Below are 21663 nucleotides of genomic sequence, written 5' to 3'. Positions count from 1 at the left end.
CTGAACTTCCACCATCTACTTGCGTACCTACGATAGAAACGTTTCCAGAAGCATCCAATTGAACTGTAATGTCTTGACAAACAGCTACTGGAGGAGCATCGTCTAGTACAGTAACTATTGCAGTACAAGTAGATGAGTTTCCATTTACATCTGTTGCAGTAAGCGTTACTGTATTTGGTCCTATATCGGCAGTAGTAAAAGTACTAGGACTGACTGAAAGCGAAGCAATGGCACAGTTATCTGAACTACCATTATCTACTTGTGATGCTGTAATAGACGCATTTCCAAAATCATCTAACAAAGCAATTATATCTTGGCAGATAACTATAGGAGCTTCTGTATCTGTTACTGTTACATTAAAAGAACATAGACTTGTATTGCCTGATACATCTGTGGCTGTATACTCTATAGTTGTAGTACCTAAAGGAAATGTTGAACCAGAAGAGAGACCTGTTGCATCTGTTTGTACAATTACTGCACCACCTCCACTAACTAATTCGATATTTACTTGACCATTTCCTGTATTTGTAACTCCTACTAAATTGTTTGATAGGGCTATTGGACTAACAAAAGAGCCACCACCACCACCAGCGTAGTTTAAGTAGTAGTCTCTACCACCACCACCACCAGAGTAGCCACCGCCACCACCAGCACCCATATTGTCAGAGCCGCCTCCGCCTCCGCCACCAAAACCTCCATCGCCACCTTGGTCGCCTCCCCAGTCAATCCAACGAATACCACCAAAGCCTCCTTCTAAAGGTCTGCGTCCACCTTGAGCACCTTCAATACCTGGAGTAAAATCATAATTAGTTGCGTTGTTTCCACCCGTTCCATTTGTAAGCCAACCAGTACCTGCACCAGCCCAATAACTATTACCTCCAACATTATTTGTACCTCCATTGCCTAACGTACCTCCATTACCTAATAGGTCGGCAGATTCGTTGCCTTCAGTTGTTAAGTTTGCATCTGCTCCAGCATGAGTTTGGCGTCCACCACCTCCGCCACCACCAGCAGCGACAAGAAGTTCTCCTGTAGTAACATTCCAAACAAAGCTACCACCACCACCACCAGGGGAAGCATTATCTTCGGTCGTTACACGTGTGTCTTCTCCCATTTGACCTACAATAATACGTATTACATCACCTGCTGTTAAGCTAAACTCTCCTTCTACTTCTGCACCCTTTCCACCAGGAAAACCAATAGAATATCTTTGTTTACCTCCTGCTGCACCGATAGCATTAATCAAATATGTTCCTGTTGTAGGTACAACAAACTCTTGAATACCTCCAACTGAAGTTACAGTTCCATCTAAATAGCTACCAGCATAAGCAGCATCAAGTTGTGCTTGTGTTGGTCCTGAAATTCCTACAGCACCTGCATTTGTGAAATTAAGTGGTGGAATGATGACACCCTCACAATTATCAGTTACTGTCAGTGGTATCCAGTTTATAACTGCTCCACATACACCATTATCATTATTTACTGAAATATCAGAAGGACAGTTTGCAATAACAGGGGGAACATTATCTGTAACAACCACATCAAAAGAACAAGTGCTAGAGTTTAAAGCAGCATCTGTAAAGGTGTATGTTACTCTAGTAGTTCCTACAGGAAAAAGATCACCAGGATTATGTGAACGTACTAATGTAGGTGTACTACAATTATCTGTAGCTGTAGGTTCTGTCCAAGTTACAGCAGCTTCACAGGTGGTAGCTCCTACTGCTGTTGTACCAGTTATTGTTCCTGTAGGGCAACCTGAAATGACAGGTGCTTCTGTATCAATTACTGTTACAGTTTGTGTTGCTGTTGTAGTATATCCATTAGAAAATATAGCAGTCCAAGTAATTACTGTAGAACCAAGAGGTAGTGGGTCTGGCGCATCATTCGTCAAGCTAGTAATAGTACAGGTAGCTGTAGTAGTAGGTGTACCTAAAGCAACACTACTAAGTTCTGCTCCACAACCTAATGTAGTAGGTATATTATTTATGTCTGCTGGAGCTGTGATAGTTGGATTTTCTACGACAACTGTAGCTGTGGTAGAGTTTGTACAACCACCTACTACAGTTGCTTCATAAGTTACTGTATAAACACCAGGTGTTGTATAAGCATGAGAAACAGCTCCTCCACTTGTATCTATAGGGCTACCATCCCCAAAATCCCAAGAATGTGCAATTGTACTAACTACTTGATTAGCAAAAATATTATCCAACCCCCAGTTATCAAAACCAGTTCCTGAGTGGTTTGGTTGTATCCAACGAAACATGGTAGAGGTTGTGTGTGCAGCAGGTGGAATAGCTATATTCATTAATACCCAATCATAACCTATTGCTCCACCTGAAATATCTGCAGGGTCAAAGTATTGAATATCAGTCCAATTTGAACCTCCATCAGTAGAATATTGAAGAAATACTCCTTCAGTAGCATCTACATTTTCACAACCAGGTTGAGGGTCATCATCTCCAAAATCAATTTCAAAGATAAGACTTCCCCCTGTCGATACATCTATGGCATTAGTTCGTACAAAACGAGGAACACCCGCTCCACCTGCAGCCGACCAAAAATAATCTGTGCCATCAGGTGCTGGATTAAAACAAGGCTGACCAAGTGTAAAAGCAGAAGCTACCCAACCTGTAGGAAAAGTAGAGCCATTGAAGTCAAAAGCTGTAGCTACACCTAAACCTGAACCTGTAAAGTTTATCGCTTCGTTAGGGCAAGCTGTACCTGTAGGAGTTATAGAAGTGATTTGTGCATTACATTGTGCCTGTGCTTTTTGTGTAGTGCCAATGCTACAACAAAGAAAAATTAGGCTTGTAAGAAATATAAAAAGTTTATTTATAGAGTACATTTGTTTCAAAAATATTTTGTTTAGAGAATGAAAACCTTAAAAAACTCAAGTGTAATATTTGTCAGAGCTGTAGGAACAATTTTACCACGTTGTCCTGTAAAACGATAGTGGAGTGCTAGAAAGCTTCCTTCTTTTGCTGTTGGTAGATATCCTTCTGTGTGTTGTCCTGCTTTTATGATAAGCCCTACATGATGCTCACCACTTTTAGGGTCATAAATCTCTGTGCCATTGTTATACTTTAAACGATAATCCCAATTTACAGCTACATCATGGGAATTAGTGTTTTTTACACGCAATACATAATATTCAGATTGATTTTGTTGATGGTTACGTATTTGATACTCTACACGAACACCTTCTGTTTCTTTGAGAAGTCTCCAATCTGGTTGTTGAGCATAGGTGTGGGTAATAAAAGCTATAAATAGCAGTATACTGAAAGTTAGGTTTTTTTTCATAAAATATTTATAAGATGGATGTTTAAGGAAATCTAATAATAGATGTAATTAGGATATGGCTTTTGAAATTAAATAGCTTACTTTAAAGAATGTAAAGGTTGATGTATTTTAAATGTGTATACTTTGTAATTTTCTTTGTTTTAAATTTTATTTTTTTTGTTATTCTTGTGATAATTTAATAATTAATTCAACTCTTGAAAGGGATTGGTAAATGTAATTTTTTACTGTCAAGGTGCAAAGGTATGAAAAAAAATGTGATTAAGAGTTAAAATGTGAGATATTTAAAAGTATTACCTTTAGTATTTACAGATTACTCAATTATAAGTGTATGAAGTACTTAGTAAGTTTTTTTACTTATTTTTATTTTCGAAATTCAGCTGAAACACTAATTTCTATTTAATATTAGGCAAGGATAGAGTTAGGTTTATTTTTTATAATTTCGCCTTAATTTTTACAAGTAAGTACTCAGATTAAATATAAAATAGTGGTGTCTTTGTAATTAAGACGTAAGAAGTTATATTATACGGATTCTTGAAACGCTTTTTTATTTTGCATATCAAAGTGATAGTGTTTTGTAAATATGCTAAATAGTAATAAGCTATAAAGACACAGGTGTAAAAATTAGAGAAAATCCATTTTTATTTACAAAATTCTAATCCTATTTTTGTCTGAATTATGTCCTCAATCTTTTTTTTAGCCCAATCCTCTCATAAAAAGTGAATCGTCAAGAACTTATCTCTCAAATAAAAACTAAAAAATCGTATCTCTGTGTTGGTTTAGATAGCGATATTCAAAAAATTCCCGCTCATCTTTTGAATGCACAAGACCCTATTTTTGAGTTCAATCAGCGCATTATTGATGCAACAGAAAAGTATGCAGTGTCTTACAAACTCAATACAGCATTTTATGAAGCCTTAGGAACAAAAGGTTGGGAGAGTCTCCAAAAGACGATTGAATACTTGCCAAAAGATGTTTTTATAATTGCTGATGCCAAACGTGGCGATATTGGAAATACATCTTCACAATATGCTAAGGCTTTTTTTGAGAACTTGAATAGCGATGCTGTTACAGTTGCTCCTTATATGGGTGAAGATTCTGTAAAACCGTTCCTAGAAATAGAAAATAAATGGACAATTTTGCTTGCTCTTACTTCCAATATAGGAGCGCAAGATTTTGAAATGCTAGAACTCAAAAATGGCAAGAAACTCTATGAAGAAGTCTTAGAAAAAAGTCAGCAGTGGGGGACAGAAGACAATCTAATGTACGTAGTGGGTGCAACAAAAGCAGAATATATTGCCAATATTAGAAAAATTATTCCAAACCATTTTCTTTTAGTTCCAGGGGTAGGAGCGCAAGGAGGAAGCCTAGAAGAAGTTTCAAAAGCTGGAATGACAAAAGACTGTGGACTTCTCATCAACTCTTCTCGCCAAATTATTTATGCCAGCAAGGATAGAGATTTTGCAGAAATGGCTGCCCAAAAAGCAAAGCAAATGCAGCAGGAAATGGCTTTACAGTTAGCAGTAACCAGTTAGCAGTAACCAGTTTTATGACTTGGTCGCCATTGTATTTTTCATTCATCACTAATCACTAAACACTAATCACTAATCATTTAAAACATTACCAAATTGATAAAGAGAAATGGGACAAATGTATTTCTAATTCAAAAGAAAATGTTGTTTATGCTTTTTCGTGGTATTTAGATTGTGTTGCCCCTAGCTGGGAAGCTCTTATTTTAGAAAAAAATAACGAATACGTAGCTGTATTGCCTTTGCCTGTTCGAAAAAAGTACGATATTTCGTTTTTAGAACAACCTCTTTTTGCCCAGCAGTTGGGTGTTTTTTCTACTCAAAAACTTTCTGATTCGGAATTTGAAATTTTTCTAATTTTACTCAAAAAGAAATTCAAACTTGTTTCAAATTACCCTTTCAGTATTTCAAATTATCAAGAGTATAGAAACTCATTTGATAAAATCTTTGAAAAGCAATCATTAAAAAAATATTGTACGCATCATCTTTCTTTGCTACAAGAGTATGCCCAGATTCGTCAGAAATATAGCCGAGATACAAAGTACAGAATTAATCAAGCTCAGAAACAAAATTTTGAGGTTTTGGAAAGCAGTGATATAGATTTACTTTATACCTTTTTTGAAAGAAGCGTTTTTTTAGAAGATGGAATTTCTAAAGAAGCAAAGCCAATACTCAAAAATTTGTTTGATGTTTTAAACAATAAGAATATGACAACCTTATGTTATGTCAGAAACCAAAATAAGGAAATATTGAGTGGCGTTTTGTTTGTAAAAGATAAAACGATATATCAAAATAAAACCATTATAAAGTGGATTTATCTCTTCAACGCAGCTAATACTAATATAAAAGAAAGAAATGAGAGCAGAAGATGGTTTTTAGACAAATTTATTAGAGAAAACAGCTATCAAAAAGATAATTTTGGAAGCGAAAAAGTCAATAAGGAGAATATTTTAGATTTTGAGTCAGCACAAGAGCCAAAAGTAGCTCGTTTTTATGCGAGTTTTGGAAGTGAAGAAAAAGTGTTTTATGTTTTGAACTACAACAATCTGTCTGCCTTTATTAAGATTGCTCAAAGAATAGTTCAATTTATTAAAAATAAAATACTATAATAAAGATTTTGCAAGATTAATTTTTTAACTTTTTTCATATTTACTCATCTTTATTACGCTTTACACCTTTTTTTTTCTATTTTTGTAGTGGTTCAAATCAATATCTACTTTGCCAAATTCTTTGGCTATTCCCTTAGTTTACGTGCTGATTAGCCTATGAACAAAAATTTTACTTGTCTTTTATTTCGTGAAAAATAGTGTATCAGAAAATAATATTTTGTCTAACTAAAGAGTGATACCTTTCAAGTAAAAAAGATATGATGAGGCTTAGTCCCTTCAGCTTTCAAAACTAAATATATATTTGAAATTTTATTTTATAAAACTAAATAATTGTATGCAAATACGTAAAGTTCTTGCAGCCATTTTAGGTTGCTTTGTAGTGAGTTTTCTCTACTCCAATTATAATACTTCATTAGCTCAAATTGGCTTAGATTCTACTGGTCGTAGAGTAATCACAACGGCAGTTCCTATCCTACTTGTAGGACCTGACTCTCGTGCTGCTGGTATGGGCGATTTGGGCGCAGCTACTTCTCCAGATGCAAATGCAGCACATTGGAATCCTTCAAAATTAGCTTTTATAGAAAATGACTGGTCGTTTGGCGTTTCATATTCTCCATGGTTACAGAAATTGGTAAATGATATGTGGTTAGGTTATGTGAGTGGTGTAAAACGCATTTCCAAAACACAGACTGTAGGAGTTTCTTTCCGTTATTTTGATATGGGAAATCTTCAGTTTACAAATGATAGAGGTGAGCCTTTGCAAGATTTTAATCCTCGTGAAGCAGCCATTGATGCCACTTTTGCACAACAGCTTTCTAAAAAATTAAGTATTGCTGGTACGTTTCGTTTTATTCATTCCAATTTAGCAGGAAATGTAACCAATGGAACGCCTAACACAAATACTCGTCCAGCCAACACAGGTGCAGTAGATGTTTCGATGTTTTATAAAAGCAAACTTAATTTTAAGAGCTTTGAAGGCGACTGGGCATTGGGTGCAAATATCTCAAATATTGGTGCGCCAGTTACTTACAACGATGCCTCACAACAAGACTATTTACCTGCTAATTTGCGTATCGGAACAGCTTTCAACGGACAGTTTGACGAGTTTAACAAACTTACTCTAGCCTTTGATATAAGCAAACTCCTTGTACCAACACCTGAAAATACGGCTTCAAATGGAGCAAACGACCCTGTTTTATCTTCTATTTTTAAATCTTTTGGAGATGCGCCAGATGGATTTGGTGAAGAAGTAAAGGAAATGATTTTTGCTGTGGGTGCTGAATATTGGTATGCCGATTTGATTGCTCTTCGTGGTGGTTATTTTCACGAAAACCAAGAAAAAGGAAATCGTCGTTATTTTACAGTAGGTTTAGGCTTGCGTTACCAAGTATTTGGTTTTGATTTCGCTTACCTTATTCCAAACCAACAACAACATCCTTTGGCTGACACTATTCGTTTTTCTCTTTTATTCAATATCAATAAAGGAGATAAAATAGATACTCCCGAAGACGGAGCTGCTAACTAAAAATGATACAACCAAGTTTCTATCTTGATAGAAACTTGGTTTTTTCTATCATAGAACTTGTTTAAGAATGATTTTCCAGTGCAAGATTTCATCTTGTGCTTACTTTTTCGTCAGCATATGCTGACAAAAAAGTGTATCCAAGCATAATGCTTGAACGATAAACAATAAAACAAAACCCATTCTATACCTAATTAAAGGTACTTTTTCTATTGGCTTCGCCGACTTTCAGGTCTTAAACAACTTTATAAAAAAAATCAACATTCACAGTCTATGAATTAAAATTTACTTGAATTATAAAAAACAACTTCCGAATTATCATAATCAACCCTTTCGTCTGATTAATTCATTTTTTTATTTCTGATTTAAGTAAATTATGCAAGCAATTAAAATTTGGTGTATTCTTTCTATTGTATTTTTTCTCTCTATTTTCCTTGAAGTGAAAGCTCAAGTAGTTACAAATCCAACCAACCAGCAAATTATAACTGCTGTTCCTTCGTTATGTTTCTCCCCTGATGCTCGTGCCAGTGGAATGGGAAATACAGGTATTGCAACCTCTGCTGATATAAATGCTACTTTTTGGAATCCGTCAAAACTAACTTCTCTTGAAAAAGAGTGGAACTTTGGAGCTTCTTATTCGCCTATGTTAAGGCGTATAGTGGATGATATTTGGTTAGGGTATTTTTCAGCAGCCAAAAAACTAAATGAGAAACAAACTATTGCCATTTCTTCTCGTTATTTTGGAAAAGGAGATATTATTTATAACAATTCATTAGGACAGACACAAGAGCTTTCATTAGGGCGTGACTTAGCTATTGATGCAACTTTTGCTCAAAAAGTATCTAAAAAATTAAGCCTTGCAGGAACATTCCGATATATCAATTCTGAACAAGCTATATTTGATACACAAGGAAATCCTTCTGTTGAATCACATCATACAGGAGCAGTAGATATTTCGGCTCTTTATGAAAGTGGATTTACGATAAAAGAAAAACAAGTAGATTGGAATTTTGGCGTAAATATTTCAAATATCGGTGCGCCTATCGTAGTTCAATCTGTTGTGAAAGAATACCTGCCTGCTAACTTAGGTATCGGAACAGCTTTTACCAATCATCTGAATCAAGATAATCTACTCACGTTTACGTTTGATGTAAATAAGCTGTTAGTCCCTACACCAAATCCTTCTAATCCAACGCCAACACAAAGTGTATTTTCTTCTATTTTTAGTTCTTTTTCTGATGCGCCCAATGGCTTTAGAGAAGAAATGCAAGAACTTATTTTGTCTTTAGGAACAGAATATTCTTACAAAGATAAATTAAAACTAAGAGGTGGATATTATCAAGAAAGTAGAAACAAAGGCAACAATCGTTTTGTCAGTTTGGGAACTGGTTATGAACATAAATTTATCGAATTAAATGTTTCTTTTATAAAAGCAACAACAGACAATTCTATCTATGATGAAACGTTTCAAGTTTCTATGATTTGTTCTTTTGATTCAAAAAAGAAAACACTATAAGCTCAAATACCATACTACTAGGTAAAACGATAATGTTAAAACGGTCTGCCCTTTGGGACTGACCTATTTATTCAGAAAATGTCTGGTAGTATGTTCAAATATATCAAAAAAGCCATTTCTAATTGCTAGAAATGGCTTTTTTTAATTTTGTAGAATACAAATATCTATCTCAAACGGTCTGCACTGCGTACCATATCTTCATCTCTTTTGATAGCACGAATCGCCATCCAGTTGAGCAAGATTGCACCAACAGGTAAGAAAAATCCATAAGCAAAATTACCACCTACTTCTGGAGCAAAAGCTGCTTGCCCTTGAAAAGTTAAGAATACTTCAACAGCAATAAAAACTGCAATGAGAAGTGTACAGAAAAGACCAATTTTCATTTGAAAACGACGATTTTTAAAATTAAAAACATTCCAAAGAGCTAAGAGGGCTGTCAGTCCTGCAATGATGGCAAGATAAACGGTCGTTTGTTCTGATACTACTTCTCCTGAGGAGAGTTCTACCATGTGCATTGTATCTATTTCAATTCGGTTTGTGCCGTCTGATTTTCCCCAAAGTGGTAAAAAAATAGTAACTCCCATCAGAATAGAAACTAAAAACAAAAAAATACTTTGAATACGCTGAATCATAATTTTATGAATTGATTATTAAATAATTTACTTTTGTGGCTGCAAAATTACAGAACTTACCCTTAAAAGTAGTACCTAACCTCAAAACTTTGCCATTTTGTCGGTAAAACTATTCTTCTGAACTATAAAAACACCTTTACTTTATGACTATCAAACTTTTTGAACGAAACCCATCAGAAAACCTAGACGCAGCCTTTTCTATTCGCAGAACTGTTTTTATTGAAGGACAAAATGTTCCAGAAGAAGATGATTTTGATGGATTAGATGAAATAGCAACTCATATTTTAGCCATAAATGAAGAAGACAAAGCTGTCGGTACGGCTCGTTTTAGAGTAACAGAAAAACATAAAGATAGTACGCCAAAGAAAATAAAACTAGAGCGTTTTGCTGTTTTGGAAGAATACCGAGGGCACAAGATAGGACAAAAAATGGTAGAGTTTGCACTTCAAAAAATTAAAGAAAAAGAAGAATACAAGACTGTAGAAAAAATCTATTTACACGCACAACTTGCAGCAGTTTCGCTCTATGAACGTTGTGGATTTGAAAAAGAGGGGGATGTTTTTGAAGAAAGTGGTATTATGCACTACAAGATGATATACAAATTATGATTTGAGAGTTTGTTTAGAAAAAATCGCCTAAAAAACATCTATTCTACTCATCTTTACTTGAATAGAAAAGTAAGCCATTGTTGAATCTTTTGTTGAAAGGGTAAACTTAGTCTCTAGTGGGTTGTGAGACCTTCTAACCATTTCTATAAAGCCAATATTTCCTCCGTAACGTCCATCATCACGAGTAGCACGACGCTGCGAACGATAAAAACTTCTTAGTTTTTTACTATTGAGAGAGTTGATATGTTCACAGTGTTTTTTCATTTTTTCTATTTTGCTGGTCTTTATTTTATTAGCTGCCGTAAAAATATACTCTGTATCTGTTTTTTGTACCACCAACATTCCACAGCCTACTTCTCTTCTGTCAGCAATAGAAAACTCTCTTTTTTCAGAATAATGATTGATATTTTGTCCTAATTCTATAATGATTGCAAAAAGACGTTTACTAATCAAATAATCTTCTTCTGTCTCACGCAAAGGCAACGCCATGGTAGCCAAGATAGTTTGAGACATAGCACCTTGATACATCAGAATAACGTCTTTTTGTGTTAGAGAAGGGTATAAATCAAGCATTTTTCAGTGTTCAGTTAGCAGTAATTAGTTACCAGTGAAAGATGTGTAAGCTAGAAGAAATGTATTTATTTTATGTTTAAAGTATTTTTCATTCATCATTTATCACTAACCATTGACCATTATCAATTATAGTCTAATTCCGATAAGAGTAATATCATCTCTCTGTTTTTGATTTCCTTGATGACGAGCCAAATCTTCTTCTAAAATAGTTTTTTGTTCACTCATATCAAAATCTGCATTCTGATTTAAGAGCTGATGTAGTCGTTTCGAACCATATTTTGCTCCTGCTACATTGTTTTGGTCAGTAATTCCATCAGTAAATAAATAAAGTGCATCGCCTTTTTTAGCTGTCATTTGTAGTTGGATAAACGGACGTTTTTTGTTTTTTCTCCATCCACCAATAGATTTTTTATCGCCTTTCAAAATATGAGATTCACCTCTGCTTACCCAAACGGCATGGCGTTTTGCTCCTGCAAAAACAATTTCTCTTTCTAGGGTATCTTCCTCTAAAGCATCTATTCTACATAGAGAAACATCCATTCCATCATCGTTTTTAGAGTCTTCTTGCTTGAGAGCATTTTTTAGGCGCACATGCAATTCATCCAAAATTTTGGCTGGTTCTAAAACATTGGCTTCATTAATAATTTCATTTAATAATCTACTTCCAATCATTGACATAAATGCCCCTGGAACGCCATGTCCCGTACAATCCACAGAGGCAATAAAAGTACGACCATCAATTTCTCTAAGCCAGTAAAAATCTCCAGAAACAACGTCTTTAGGCTGAAACATAATGAAAGAATCATCAAAATTGTTCTCAAACATATCTTGTGTTGGCAAAATTGCCTCTTGAATTGTTTGAGCATAGCGCAGACTGTCCATAATGCGAACACTACTTTCTTGAATCAAATTTTTAGCCTCGCCCAGTTCAGAATAGTTGTGAATATTGTCTAGTGCAATAGAAACATACGAAGCAAGCCCTTTTAGCAATGTCAGATGACGGTCTGAATATGTGTTTTTTTGTAATGATTGTACGGTCAAAACTCCCACAGGACGGTTTTTGATTGCCAAAGGCAGATAAATCAATGATTTTGGAATGGTATTTCCCACAGCCACCACTTCGCCAGCAACATACTTGGCGTATTCGCTTTGCAAATCTCCTATTTTTACTTCTTTTTGGTTGCGAATTGCCCAAGCAGAAAGTAAAGTCTTGTCTCTCGCAGCATTAAAATCGTAATTGAGTTGGCTTCCTTCAACAGAATATCCTCTAAATTCAATAAGATTACTCTTTTCATTCAAAACACCAATACCAAAACCTGGAGCATCCATTAATGTATTGACGTGCTGATAAAGAACAGACACCATTTGGTCAAAATCTAAGGTTGCCGTAACTTGCTGACCAATATCTGAAAGTACACGAACATTCTGATACGAATTTTCTATTTCATTTCTTTGCTTTGAAAGGTCGTCTCGTTGTGCCATTACTTCGGCTTGTTTTTGCTTCAAAACGGCATTCATATCCAAAATCTGACGGCTTTGGCTAGATATTTCATTATAAGCAATTTGTAATTTTTCTTTTTCTTGCTCTAGCTCGTTGGTTCTCTGATGTACTTCTAATGAAAGACGACTTTTTTGCTTTTGCATTTCTCCATTTCTCCAAAACCAAAACGAGGCTATCGCACTCATAAAAAGCATTGCTAAGGCAATTTTAAACCATATAGCTTCCCAGTAAGGAGGTTTTATATAAATGCGTAAGGTTGCGCCACTTTCATTCCAATAGCCATCACTATTTGCAGCTTTTACCCTCAAAATATATTCTCTTCCTTCGGGTAAATTGGTGTAAGAAGCTGTATGATTTCTATATGAAGTATAGTGCCACTCATCATCGAAACCTTCTAGTTTGTACATATAGACTGTCTTTTTAGGAAGACGATAATTTAGAGCAACAAAATCTACTGTAAAGCTATTTTGTCCATGAGAAAGGGTTATCATATCTGTTTGAGCAATATTTCTACTCAAAATGCCTGTCTCGTCGTTAGCACGAATATCTCTTCCCAAAATTTTGAGATTTGTAAGATAAACAGGTGGAATATAGTTGTTGTCTTTGATGCTATCTGGATGAAAGACTGTAATTCCGTAGGTTGTTCCAAAGATAAGTTCTCCATTTTTTGTTCTCTCTACTGCATTATGATTGAAACGATTACTAGGTAATCCGTCGTTGGCATCGTAGTTTCTAAATACTTGTGTATCGATATTAAATCTTGAAAGTCCTCGGTTGGTACTAATCCACAAATGACGACTATTATCTTGTTCGATAGCATAAATAACACCATCAGGCAATCCGTCTTTTTCTGTATAATGCGTAAAATTATCAGCTTCTTTATGAAAACGGTTCAGACCTCCTCCGTGCGTACCAGCCCAAAGCACGCCTGTTTCATCTTCAAAAAGCGTAACAATATAGCCATTGCTCAAACCACCCGTATTATCATTAGCTTGATTATAGGTAAGAAAATCATTGCTTTGCTTTCTAAAACGGTTTAGTCCATTACTTGTTCCTACCCAAAGAATACCATAACGGTCTTGTAATAATGCCCAAATTGAGTTATCACTCAAGCCAGAACCATCTCTTTCAGTATATTTATGAACCTCTTCCGATTTGTCTTTTATGGCATATAATCCATTATTTGTTCCTACCCAAATATCGTTATACGTATCTTGCATCATTGTCCAAATACTATTTTCTGCCAGTTGAGGGTCAGTCTTTGAAGGTTTGTTAGCAAGTTGAGTGAGGTCAAAAGGAATTGCTTCAGAGGTAGAGTTACCAGCCGAACCAAGCGATTTGAGAGAATATTTATACAATCCATCTTGTAATGTCCCTATCCATAAATTTCCTTTTTTATCTTCTAAAAGACTAAGAATATGTTTGCCACGAAGTCCTATTTTATCACTAATCTTGATAAGTTCCCACTGAGTAGATTCAGGTTTGGGCATGTAAACATACAATCCATTTTCTGTTCCTAGCCATGTATTGCCCAAATAATCTTGTTCTATTGCCCATATTTCTTTCTGTAAATTGTGAGCTACATACTGCAATGGAATAGGATAATTGTAGAAAACTTCTTTTTCCTCATCATATTTATTTAATCCATCATACGTTCCTATCCATATAATTCCACTTCGGTCGTGATAAATGGTTTGTACAATATCATCACTCAACGAATATTGTTCAGCATCATTTTTTTGAATATGTATAACCTGATTGGTTTTGGCAACAATACGATTGATTCCTCCTCCGTACGTGCCTATCCAAATATCTCCTTTTTGGTCTTGTGCTATTGTTTTTACAATATCGTTGCTAAGAGGATATGGAGTAGTTTTGGTAGAATATTTTTGGAATTTTTCTCTTTTTGCATCCAGTCTGAATGCTCCTTCTTGTGTTCCAATCCAAAGATTTCTCTTTTTATCTTCAAAAAAAGTATAGACAGGAAATTGTGTAATTTGTTCATCATTGATGAATACAGAAGTAAATGCTCTACGTTTTCTATCTAGTTGGTAAAGTCCACTTTCTGTACCTACCCAAAGCGTACTGTCATAATCTTCATAAAGAGCCAACACAGGAGCATCTGTCAAGCCATTATATTCTTGAGAATATTCTATGCTATTATTCAGTTTATCATAAATCTTGATTCCATTTTCTGTTCCTACCCAAAGAATGCCATAACTATCTTGAAAGATACTTCTGACAGTACGCATATTCAGATTAGAAATTCTACTTTCTTTTAGTCTATATTGTACAAAACGGTCTTGAGTGAAGTCATATTTATTAATTCCATTTGTTGTACCAACCCAAAGCACTCCGTTAGCATCTTGATGTAGAGCTGTTACCATTCCACCCGAAAGAGAGGAAGAATCTTCTGCAACGTGTGTATAATTTTTGAACTCATATCCATCATAACGACTAAGTCCATCGCCTGTACCTACCCACAAAAAGCCACGAGTATCTTGCAATATAGTTGTAACATTGTTTTGAGCAAGTCCATCATCGGAATTGAATTTCTTAAAGCGCAAGTTCATCATGGCTTGTGCCTGTTGCATTTGCTGAACTTGAAGGTTTTGAGAAGAAAGTTGTTGAGCAAATGAGAAGGTGCTATTTCCAAAGAAGAAAAATAGTATAAGGAAAAAATATTCAGCAGATAAAAATAATAGAATGCTATTAAAATGCTTTTGTAATTTTATAGAAGAAGATAGCAATTTCATGATTCAAATAATTAGTTGCGAGTAGGCTCGTAGGAAATAGGATATTTAGTATCTTTTATCCAGTACTTTTCAAACTTATAGCCATAAAGACACCATACAATCTATATGCTCGGTAAATAATCTGAAATAATCGACGAAAAAAAAGACGATAACTATTTGTAAACTAGCTACTTTTTACAAGTTGCTTCCCTAAAAAGGCAAGTTATTTGCTACAATTTGATTATATCATTAATATACAACAAATTGAGCAAAACAGCGTTCAATAAACAAATTTCATATACTTACAATTTGTTATGGAGTTTTTATGTAATTTTGCAATGCTAGTGTTTGCAATCATCAGACTCAAACTAAAGATATTTCATACTTCTAAAATTCTACTCCTATGAAAATTACTTCAATCAAAAATCTTCGCAGAGCTTCAGCAATCATTGGTTGTCTTTTAGTAATTACGGCTAGTTCTTGTGCTTCTTACAAAACATGTCCTACTTATGCTAAAAAAACAACTACAACTGTTCAAGATTCTGCAATAAATAGCTAGTCTTATCACATTAGCTTACAAAATACAATCGAAAATCCTTGCTTTACAAAAAAGTAAGGATTTTTTTATTGTCTTATTTTTAGGCTATGTGACTGACAAAACGACATTTTAAAGGAGTGTTTTTAACACTATATTTTATAATCCGTCTTAAAAAATGACTGCTTTTTGTTTATTTTTATTAGCGATTCTTAGAAATTGTTAATCTGTTTGGCAGTATTTGGAATTAGTACGACTTTAGCAATACAGACAGTGAATTAAGTAACTTAATTAGTTAATTTCAGAACTAAATATACGTAAGGCAGTTAATAGCAAAATAATCTACTGTCCAAATTTATACATCTATCAATTAAAAAATTTAAGTAAACTAACTAAAACATTATGAAACAAATAGGATTATTCTTTCTAGCTCTGCTTTCTGCCATTGTGGGTGGAGGCGTTGCTTTAGGTGTTTATTTGAGCTTTTATGCACCAGAACAGCAAGTCAATTTTACGACGACAAACCAGCCAGTTGTTCAGACAGGATTTGGTAATCCCGACCCTGTTAGTCCGACGTTTTCTCCTCAAAGTATCAATTTTGTAGAAGCTGCCAAACGAGCTACACCAGCCGTAGTACATATCCAGACTTTTGGAAATCCTAGTCAAATGAGTAACCGTCAGCAACAGTCTATGGAAGATCTTTTTAGAGACTTTTTTGGAGAACAAATGCCAGATAGAAACAGAAATAATAGTGGAGAAGTAAGAATGGGTTCTGGTTCGGGAGTAATTATTCAAGACAATGGATATATCGTTACCAATAATCACGTAGTAGAAAATGCTACTCGTATTGATGTTGTGATGAATAATCAACAAAGTTATACTGCCGAACTTATCGGTACAGACCCAAGCACTGATTTAGCACTTTTAAAAATTGAAGCAAACGAGAAATTACAAAGCGTAGATTTTGGCAACTCTGATGCCTTGCAAGTAGGCGAATGGGTACTTGCTGTGGGAAATCCGTTTGACCTTACTTCTACTGTAACAGCTGGGATTGTGAGTGCTAAAGCGAGAAATATCAATATTTTGCGTCGCCGAGATGGATTAGGCATTGAAGCATTTATTCAGACAGATGCTGCTGTAAACCCAGGAAATAGTGGAGGCGCACTTGTAAATGCAAAAGGCGAGCTTGTTGGAATCAATACAGCGATTGCTTCTACTACTGGTTCATTTGCAGGTTATTCATTTGCTGTTCCGACAGCTATTGTTAAAAAAGTAGTAGCTGATTTGAAAGAGCATGGTATTGTTCAGCGTGGACTTTTAGGTGTTCAGATTAGAGATGTTACAGCAGAACTTGCCAAACAAGAAGACCTCTCTGTAGTACGTGGAATTTATATTGCTGGTGTAACAGAGAATAGTGGTGCAATAGAGGCTGGCTTAGAAAAAGGAGATGTAATCATTGAAGTAGATGGCGTACAAGTAAATACTTCAGCACAGCTTCAAGAGCGCATTGCACGTAAGCGTCCAGGAGATAAAGTAGAAGTAGTTTATCTTAGAGCAGGAAAAGAGAAGAGTGCAAATGTAGAACTCAAAAACCGTTTGGGAACTACCGAACTGGTTACTAATGAGGCAGGAAAACTTATGAAAATTGAAACTTTAGGCATAGAAATTCAAGATATTTCTGCTGAAGAAGCTACTGAAATAGGAATGAATGGTGTGAAAATAGCTTCTATTAAAAATGGAAAGTTTCAAGAAGCAAGAGTGCCAGAAGGTTTTGTGATCACGCATATAGATAAAGAAAAAGTAGATACTTCGGCAGATGTAATCCGTCTGTTAGAAGGAAAAACAGGAGGTGTTTTGATTGAAGGCTTCCATCCAACAGGCAGAAGAGGATTTTTTGCGATTGCGATGTAAAGTTTAGTTTTTTATCTATAAGAATAAATCTCCTACTTAATGACTTTTAAGTAGGAGATTTTTGATTATGTAATAGTAGTATTTCAGTTACTTAAACTGAGTTTTTCTATACTTTTTCCAACAACGTTGATACTTTCCATATTTTGAATTGTTAGTTTCGTATCCGTGTGGAAAACAAAAAGAACAACCTCTGGTATTACCATTTAGTATGCGTGATATTCTTACATTTGATATTTTGATAGGATAATCAATCATTCCAAATTCGTTGATTCCAAAGGCTTTTTTGAGTGATTTTTTATTTTTCATAATGCTATTGTATTGGTTTAGAACTCAATACAAAGCACCTTTTAAGTAGTTGAGTAGTACAATTTAGTTTATAAAAACTATTGTCAAGGTCTGTTTTTTTCTTCGAAAAGATCCTTGACAAAGTTAAAATTCAACTTTTTATAAAATTGCACTAGCTTTTGAAAATAACAAAATTATACCAGCTAACTACTTAAAAGGGAAAAAGCTGATTTCATATTTTTTAGTGTATGCTATCCCCAACAGAGACTATCACAAAACAGTTCAGTATCATACTCTACTCAATCCTCCCACGTTCTTCTTCGGTAGCCGTCTTATGCTTTCTAGCAGACTTTACTTACTTGCTACCAAAGTTGTAGCTCAAATTGATTCTGAACTGACTAATTTATTTTACATTTTGTAACATTGATAGCTTTTCGAATAAAAAATTGTTTTTTGATAACTTGTATCCTCACAGGCTTACAAAGCAAACAAAAAACTCTTTCTAAATCAATAGAAAGAGTTTTGTAGTAGTAGCATATCTTTTAAAATAAGAGTGCTATAATTTTTATTTCTTCACAAGACGTTTCCACGTATCAGTACGTCCAAACATAGACACACCAATATAACCACGCCCATCTACAATGTCAGTATTTTTCTTGTCCATTGTCATTTCAAAGCTATAATCAGAGCCATTATTAGGGTCATAAATGCTTCCATTTTCCCACTTTAGCTCATTAGCAGTACCTGTAAACTCTAAATCTCTCATGTTTGTCATACCTAATATTTTTTGAGAGCGTTTTGATTCGTCTGGGTTATTTACGTCTAAACGAGGAGTTCCGTCATCATTATTTTTTTCTTTGAGCCATACGATACGACCATAATATTTGTCTGGAGATTGTCCTTTACCTTTATCGCCTTTTGAGATACGAATAACAGAACGTCCATTGCTTGGCTTCCAGTTACCCACTAAAATATCACCTGGACTTTCGTCGCCTGTTGGTGAGTAGTATTCAACGGCTGTCCAGCTAGTCATAACAAACAAAGAAGCAAAAAGAGCGATGAATAAGATATGAAGTTTTTTCATAATGAGATTTAAAATTAAAGTGTTGTCTGAATAGGTTTTAATTAAAAACAGTATTTAATAAACTGTATAAAGTAATAATTTAACTGATTTATATATGAAAAATCCAAAAACTGTGCCGTTACGAAAAAACACAGTTTTTGGTAAAATAAATTATTATAAATCAAGGACTTACAAAGTTAAGACCAATACGGAAATACATTGGTAAGCCTAAACTTCCCACAGAAACTTGGTTGCCATCGTTACTACCATCATCTTCCAAATCGAAGCGATAAGCTGGAGCTACACCTGCTTGTAAATTTAGGCGAATAAAGCTAGAAAGAGCTTGGTTGAGCATAATACGACCACGAATTTCAGACTTTCTAAGTTCGTAGTTGTTTGTTGGGAAAAGGTCTGATGCACTAGGAGAGTTTTGTAATAAATAGCTTTGTCCTTCCAATTCATATCCGAAGTTGATAGAAGAAAGAGCAGAGAAGTTGTAACGAATACCACCACGGGCAGGTAACAACAATTCCATTCCCCATTTTTTGTTAAAGGTTTTGTTCCAAAGGAAAATAGGAATATGTAGCAGACGTCCACCACGATACGTACGAGTAATACCAATAGCAATATTTTGATTATCACTTTTCTTCCAACCATAAAGAACAGAAGCTGTATATTTCATCTTGCCAAAGTCTGGCTCAACTTCTCCGAAATCATAAGTTCCGAAAGTATAATTTCCGTTGAGTGAAGTAGCTGCTTGAAAAATCAAGAAGTGTTTTTCATCCAAAGGTTTGAAAGCCAAAAGTCCTAAGGTAGCCGTACGAAGACCATTATTGTTCAATGCAACAGCTAGAGGGTCTCTTCTATCTACGGTTTCAAAATCATAACGACTTTCCCAGTAAGAAAAAGTTGCATTCAGAATGATATTACTTTTAGAAACTAAAGGAACATTAGCATCTAAACGAACGCCATGATTTAAGTTGATAGGAGAATTATAAGTAAATGTGCTGTCGCTATCATCTGAGTTGGTAGATTCTAGTTCTGCACCAAACATAAAATCATAACTCAAACCAATAAGTGTAGTCGGATTGAGGTTATTGATTTTGTTGTTACAAAAAACTTTGATTTCAGTATCGTCAGCCTCTTCAAAGCCTTCCATGTCAAACTCGTCTAGCTCATCGTCAGCTTCAATAACGTCGCCTGTATCTACTTGAGCAGTTGCTATAAAGGGGCTGCTCCAAAAACAAAAGCAGCACAAAAAGGCAATAGCGAAAAAACGGTATCTTTTATTCATTTTTATAAGGTTTGTGTGTAATTTTGTAATAATTAAAATAAGAACTTGTTTAAGAATGGTTTTCTAGCGCAAGATTCCATCTTGTGCTTGCCGTTTCGTCAGCATATGCTGACGAAAAAGTGCGTCCAAGCAGAATGCTTGAACGAGAAATAATAAATAAAATTTACTCTATACTTCATTCAAGCTACTTTTTTCCATTCTTAAACAACTTCTAAGTAAGAACAAAACTCATTTCAGAATTAGTAATTATCTCACTAATATATTAACATTTCTTTAAAAAACTACTACTAAAAATAAAATTTCGCAAAACGTGTTTCTAGCCAAACAACAAATCAATAGATTAAGATAGGATAAATGAATCATTGGTAGAGACACTGACAAGAGTAGAAAACAACAACAGAAAAACAAGGAAAATCTGTTACTATACAGAGTTGAAATTATTCATTTTTAAATTATCCATCATTCATTGAGTACCATTTTTATAATCATCTTTACGCTTTCTCTTATCCTCATCAATACACTGGTGGGAGTCTATGTAGAGCGAAAAGTTTCTGCTTTTATACAAGACCGTATCGGACCTACCGAAACAGGCAAATTCGGACTTTTACAAACGTTTGCTGATGTAGTGAAGCTGCTTTTTAAGGAAGATGTTATAAGCAAAAATACAAATCGTTTTTTGTTTAAGTTTGCCCCTATTTTGGTTTTTATGGCTGTTTTTGCAGGGTTTGCAATTGTTCCTTTCTCTGTAAACTCTGAAAGTAAAATGCCACTAGGAATTTTGATTTGGCTAGGCATTGTAGCTTTAGATGTAATAGGAATTTTGATGGCAGGTTGGGCTTCTAGCAATAAATTTTCGCTCTATGGTGCTGTACGTTCGCTTGCTCAAATGGTTTCTTATGAGTTGCCTCTAGGTCTTTCCATTCTTTGTGTGGTAGTTTGGAATGGCTCTTTAGACTTGCAAGAAATTAGCCTTAGGCAAGGCATTTTTTCAGACATCACAACACATTTATTTGGTATTTCATTTTTAGGAATAGAAACACAAACTATTGGAGGAATTTTGTCTTGGAACATAATCTCTATGCCTTTTTTCTTTATTGTATTTCTTATCTTTTTTATCTCTGGACTGGCACAAGCCAACCGAACACCTTTTGATATTCCAGAAGCAGAATCGGAATTAGTGGCAGGTTTTCAAACGGAATATTCGGGTATGCGATGGGCATTTTTAATGTTGGCAGAATACGGAATGATGCTTTTGATAGGACTTTTGACAAGCATTCTGTTTTTTGGAGGATGGAACAGTCCTTTTCCGAATATTGGAAGTTTTGAGTTAGCGAATTACACCACTGGAGAAGTCGGACATTTTTCATCATATCTTTGGTCGTTTTTTTGGCTGATGAGCAAAACCTTTATTTTTATCTTGATTCAGATGTGGATTCGTTGGAGTTTTCCTCGTTTGCGTGTCGACCAACTGATGACGATGTGTTGGAAATATTTACTTCCTTTTTCTCTTGGAATGCTTCTTTTGACGGCTTTTTGGAAAGTGTTTTTATAAA

The 21663-nt window shown here is 34.9% G+C and carries 16 protein-coding genes; 8 read left to right on the top strand and 8 right to left on the bottom strand.

The genetic code is table 11. The features are described from left to right. The coding region (locus tag QZ659_RS06595) for an HYR domain-containing protein (RefSeq protein WP_291723797.1) at positions 1–2845 on the bottom strand (2845 nt) is incomplete at its 3' end. Between the two features lie 20 nt (positions 2846–2865). Further along, positions 2866–3300 carry a hypothetical protein gene (locus QZ659_RS06590; protein ID WP_291723794.1) on the bottom strand — a complete coding sequence of 145 codons (435 nt, stop codon included), beginning with the start codon at positions 3298–3300 and terminating at the stop codon, positions 2866–2868. 716 nt (positions 3301–4016) lie between these two features. On the opposite strand from QZ659_RS06590, the gene pyrF reads away from it, so the two are divergent. The 4 genes from pyrF (at position 4017) to porV (QZ659_RS06570) (ending at position 8973) form a co-directional block, all read left to right on the top strand. Further along, entirely contained in the window at positions 4017–4832 is an 816-nt protein-coding gene (gene pyrF / locus QZ659_RS06585; RefSeq protein WP_291723791.1) for an orotidine-5'-phosphate decarboxylase, read from the top strand. A 236-nt stretch (positions 4833–5068) separates the two neighbouring features. Further along, on the top strand, positions 5069–5935 hold the full coding sequence (locus tag QZ659_RS06580) for a hypothetical protein (protein WP_291723787.1): 867 nt from the start codon (positions 5069–5071) through the stop codon (positions 5933–5935). Between the two features lie 334 nt (positions 5936–6269). Beyond that, on the top strand, positions 6270–7460 hold the full coding sequence (gene porV, locus QZ659_RS06575; protein WP_291723784.1) for a type IX secretion system outer membrane channel protein PorV: 1191 nt from the start codon (positions 6270–6272) through the stop codon (positions 7458–7460). A 373-nt stretch (positions 7461–7833) separates the two neighbouring features. Continuing rightward, positions 7834–8973 carry a type IX secretion system outer membrane channel protein PorV gene (porV, locus tag QZ659_RS06570; RefSeq protein ID WP_291723781.1) on the top strand — a complete coding sequence of 380 codons (1140 nt, stop codon included), beginning with the start codon at positions 7834–7836 and terminating at the stop codon, positions 8971–8973. A 164-nt stretch (positions 8974–9137) separates the two neighbouring features. Here the strand turns inward: porV (QZ659_RS06570) and QZ659_RS06565 are convergent, their stop codons facing one another. Further along, entirely contained in the window at positions 9138–9605 is a 468-nt protein-coding gene (locus QZ659_RS06565) for a DUF4293 domain-containing protein (protein ID WP_291723778.1), read from the bottom strand. Between the two features lie 143 nt (positions 9606–9748). Here QZ659_RS06565 and QZ659_RS06560 point away from each other — a divergent pair, with 143 nt between their 5' ends. Further along, positions 9749–10213, top strand: coding sequence for a GNAT family N-acetyltransferase (locus QZ659_RS06560; protein WP_291723775.1), 465 nt, complete (start codon positions 9749–9751; stop codon positions 10211–10213). A 27-nt stretch (positions 10214–10240) separates the two neighbouring features. On the opposite strand, the gene QZ659_RS06555 is transcribed toward QZ659_RS06560, so the two are convergent. Together QZ659_RS06555 and QZ659_RS06550 are read right to left on the bottom strand one after the other, a co-directional pair. Then, entirely contained in the window at positions 10241–10786 is a 546-nt protein-coding gene (locus QZ659_RS06555) for a SiaB family protein kinase (protein ID WP_291723772.1), read from the bottom strand. A 126-nt stretch (positions 10787–10912) separates the two neighbouring features. Then, positions 10913–15043 carry a two-component regulator propeller domain-containing protein gene (locus tag QZ659_RS06550; protein ID WP_291723769.1) on the bottom strand — a complete coding sequence of 1377 codons (4131 nt, stop codon included), beginning with the start codon at positions 15041–15043 and terminating at the stop codon, positions 10913–10915. 382 nt (positions 15044–15425) lie between these two features. Here QZ659_RS06550 and QZ659_RS06545 point away from each other — a divergent pair, with 382 nt between their 5' ends. Both QZ659_RS06545 and QZ659_RS06540 read left to right on the top strand, forming a co-directional pair. After that, entirely contained in the window at positions 15426–15581 is a 156-nt protein-coding gene (locus QZ659_RS06545) for a hypothetical protein (protein WP_291723764.1), read from the top strand. Positions 15582–15959: 378 nt separating this feature from the next. Continuing rightward, positions 15960–17468: a Do family serine endopeptidase gene (locus QZ659_RS06540; protein WP_291723761.1), complete on the top strand. Its 1509-nt coding sequence runs from the start codon at positions 15960–15962 to the stop codon at positions 17466–17468. 87 nt (positions 17469–17555) lie between these two features. Here QZ659_RS06540 and QZ659_RS06535 read toward each other — a convergent pair whose 3' ends face one another. The 3 genes from QZ659_RS06535 to QZ659_RS06525 all read right to left on the bottom strand — a co-directional run bounded on the left by QZ659_RS06535 (position 17556) and on the right by QZ659_RS06525 (position 20110). Then, the gene (locus QZ659_RS06535) at positions 17556–17774 is read right to left on the bottom strand and encodes a hypothetical protein (RefSeq protein WP_291723758.1); all 219 of its coding nucleotides are present in this window, start codon (positions 17772–17774) and stop codon (positions 17556–17558) included. Positions 17775–18318: 544 nt separating this feature from the next. After that, the gene (locus QZ659_RS06530) at positions 18319–18837 is read right to left on the bottom strand and encodes a DUF2147 domain-containing protein (RefSeq protein ID WP_291723755.1); all 519 of its coding nucleotides are present in this window, start codon (positions 18835–18837) and stop codon (positions 18319–18321) included. Positions 18838–18997: 160 nt separating this feature from the next. After that, the gene (locus tag QZ659_RS06525; protein WP_291723752.1) at positions 18998–20110 is read right to left on the bottom strand and encodes a hypothetical protein; all 1113 of its coding nucleotides are present in this window, start codon (positions 20108–20110) and stop codon (positions 18998–19000) included. Positions 20111–20576: 466 nt separating this feature from the next. On the opposite strand from QZ659_RS06525, the gene QZ659_RS06520 reads away from it, so the two are divergent. Beyond that, positions 20577–21662 (top strand): complex I subunit 1/NuoH family protein, encoded by a 1086-nt coding sequence (locus QZ659_RS06520; protein WP_291723749.1) that lies wholly within the window; start codon positions 20577–20579, stop codon positions 21660–21662. Position 21663 lies beyond the last annotated feature (1 nt).

It is taken from the genome of Bernardetia sp. (assembly GCF_020630935.1).
Taxonomy (GTDB): Bacteria; Bacteroidota; Bacteroidia; order Cytophagales; family Bernardetiaceae; genus Bernardetia.
Note: the sequence above shows the minus strand (reverse complement) of the source record. Positions and strands in the feature narration are given on the sequence as shown.

Excerpts from the sequence above, each read along its gene's own strand:
- QZ659_RS06590 (WP_291723794.1), bottom strand. The coding sequence starts at position 3,300 with ATGAAAAAAAACCTAACTTTCAGTATACTGCTATTTATAGCTTTTATT.
- porV (WP_291723784.1), top strand. The coding sequence starts at position 6,270 with ATGCAAATACGTAAAGTTCTTGCAGCCATTTTAGGTTGCTTTGTAGTG.
- porV (WP_291723781.1), top strand. The coding sequence starts at position 7,834 with ATGCAAGCAATTAAAATTTGGTGTATTCTTTCTATTGTATTTTTTCTC.
- QZ659_RS06565 (WP_291723778.1), bottom strand. The coding sequence starts at position 9,605 with ATGATTCAGCGTATTCAAAGTATTTTTTTGTTTTTAGTTTCTATTCTG.
- QZ659_RS06560 (WP_291723775.1), top strand. The coding sequence starts at position 9,749 with ATGACTATCAAACTTTTTGAACGAAACCCATCAGAAAACCTAGACGCA.
- QZ659_RS06555 (WP_291723772.1), bottom strand. The coding sequence starts at position 10,786 with ATGCTTGATTTATACCCTTCTCTAACACAAAAAGACGTTATTCTGATG.
- QZ659_RS06550 (WP_291723769.1), bottom strand. The coding sequence starts at position 15,043 with ATGAAATTGCTATCTTCTTCTATAAAATTACAAAAGCATTTTAATAGC.
- QZ659_RS06545 (WP_291723764.1), top strand. The coding sequence starts at position 15,426 with ATGAAAATTACTTCAATCAAAAATCTTCGCAGAGCTTCAGCAATCATT.
- QZ659_RS06540 (WP_291723761.1), top strand. The coding sequence starts at position 15,960 with ATGAAACAAATAGGATTATTCTTTCTAGCTCTGCTTTCTGCCATTGTG.
- QZ659_RS06535 (WP_291723758.1), bottom strand. The coding sequence starts at position 17,774 with ATGAAAAATAAAAAATCACTCAAAAAAGCCTTTGGAATCAACGAATTT.
- QZ659_RS06530 (WP_291723755.1), bottom strand. The coding sequence starts at position 18,837 with ATGAAAAAACTTCATATCTTATTCATCGCTCTTTTTGCTTCTTTGTTT.
- QZ659_RS06525 (WP_291723752.1), bottom strand. The coding sequence starts at position 20,110 with ATGAATAAAAGATACCGTTTTTTCGCTATTGCCTTTTTGTGCTGCTTT.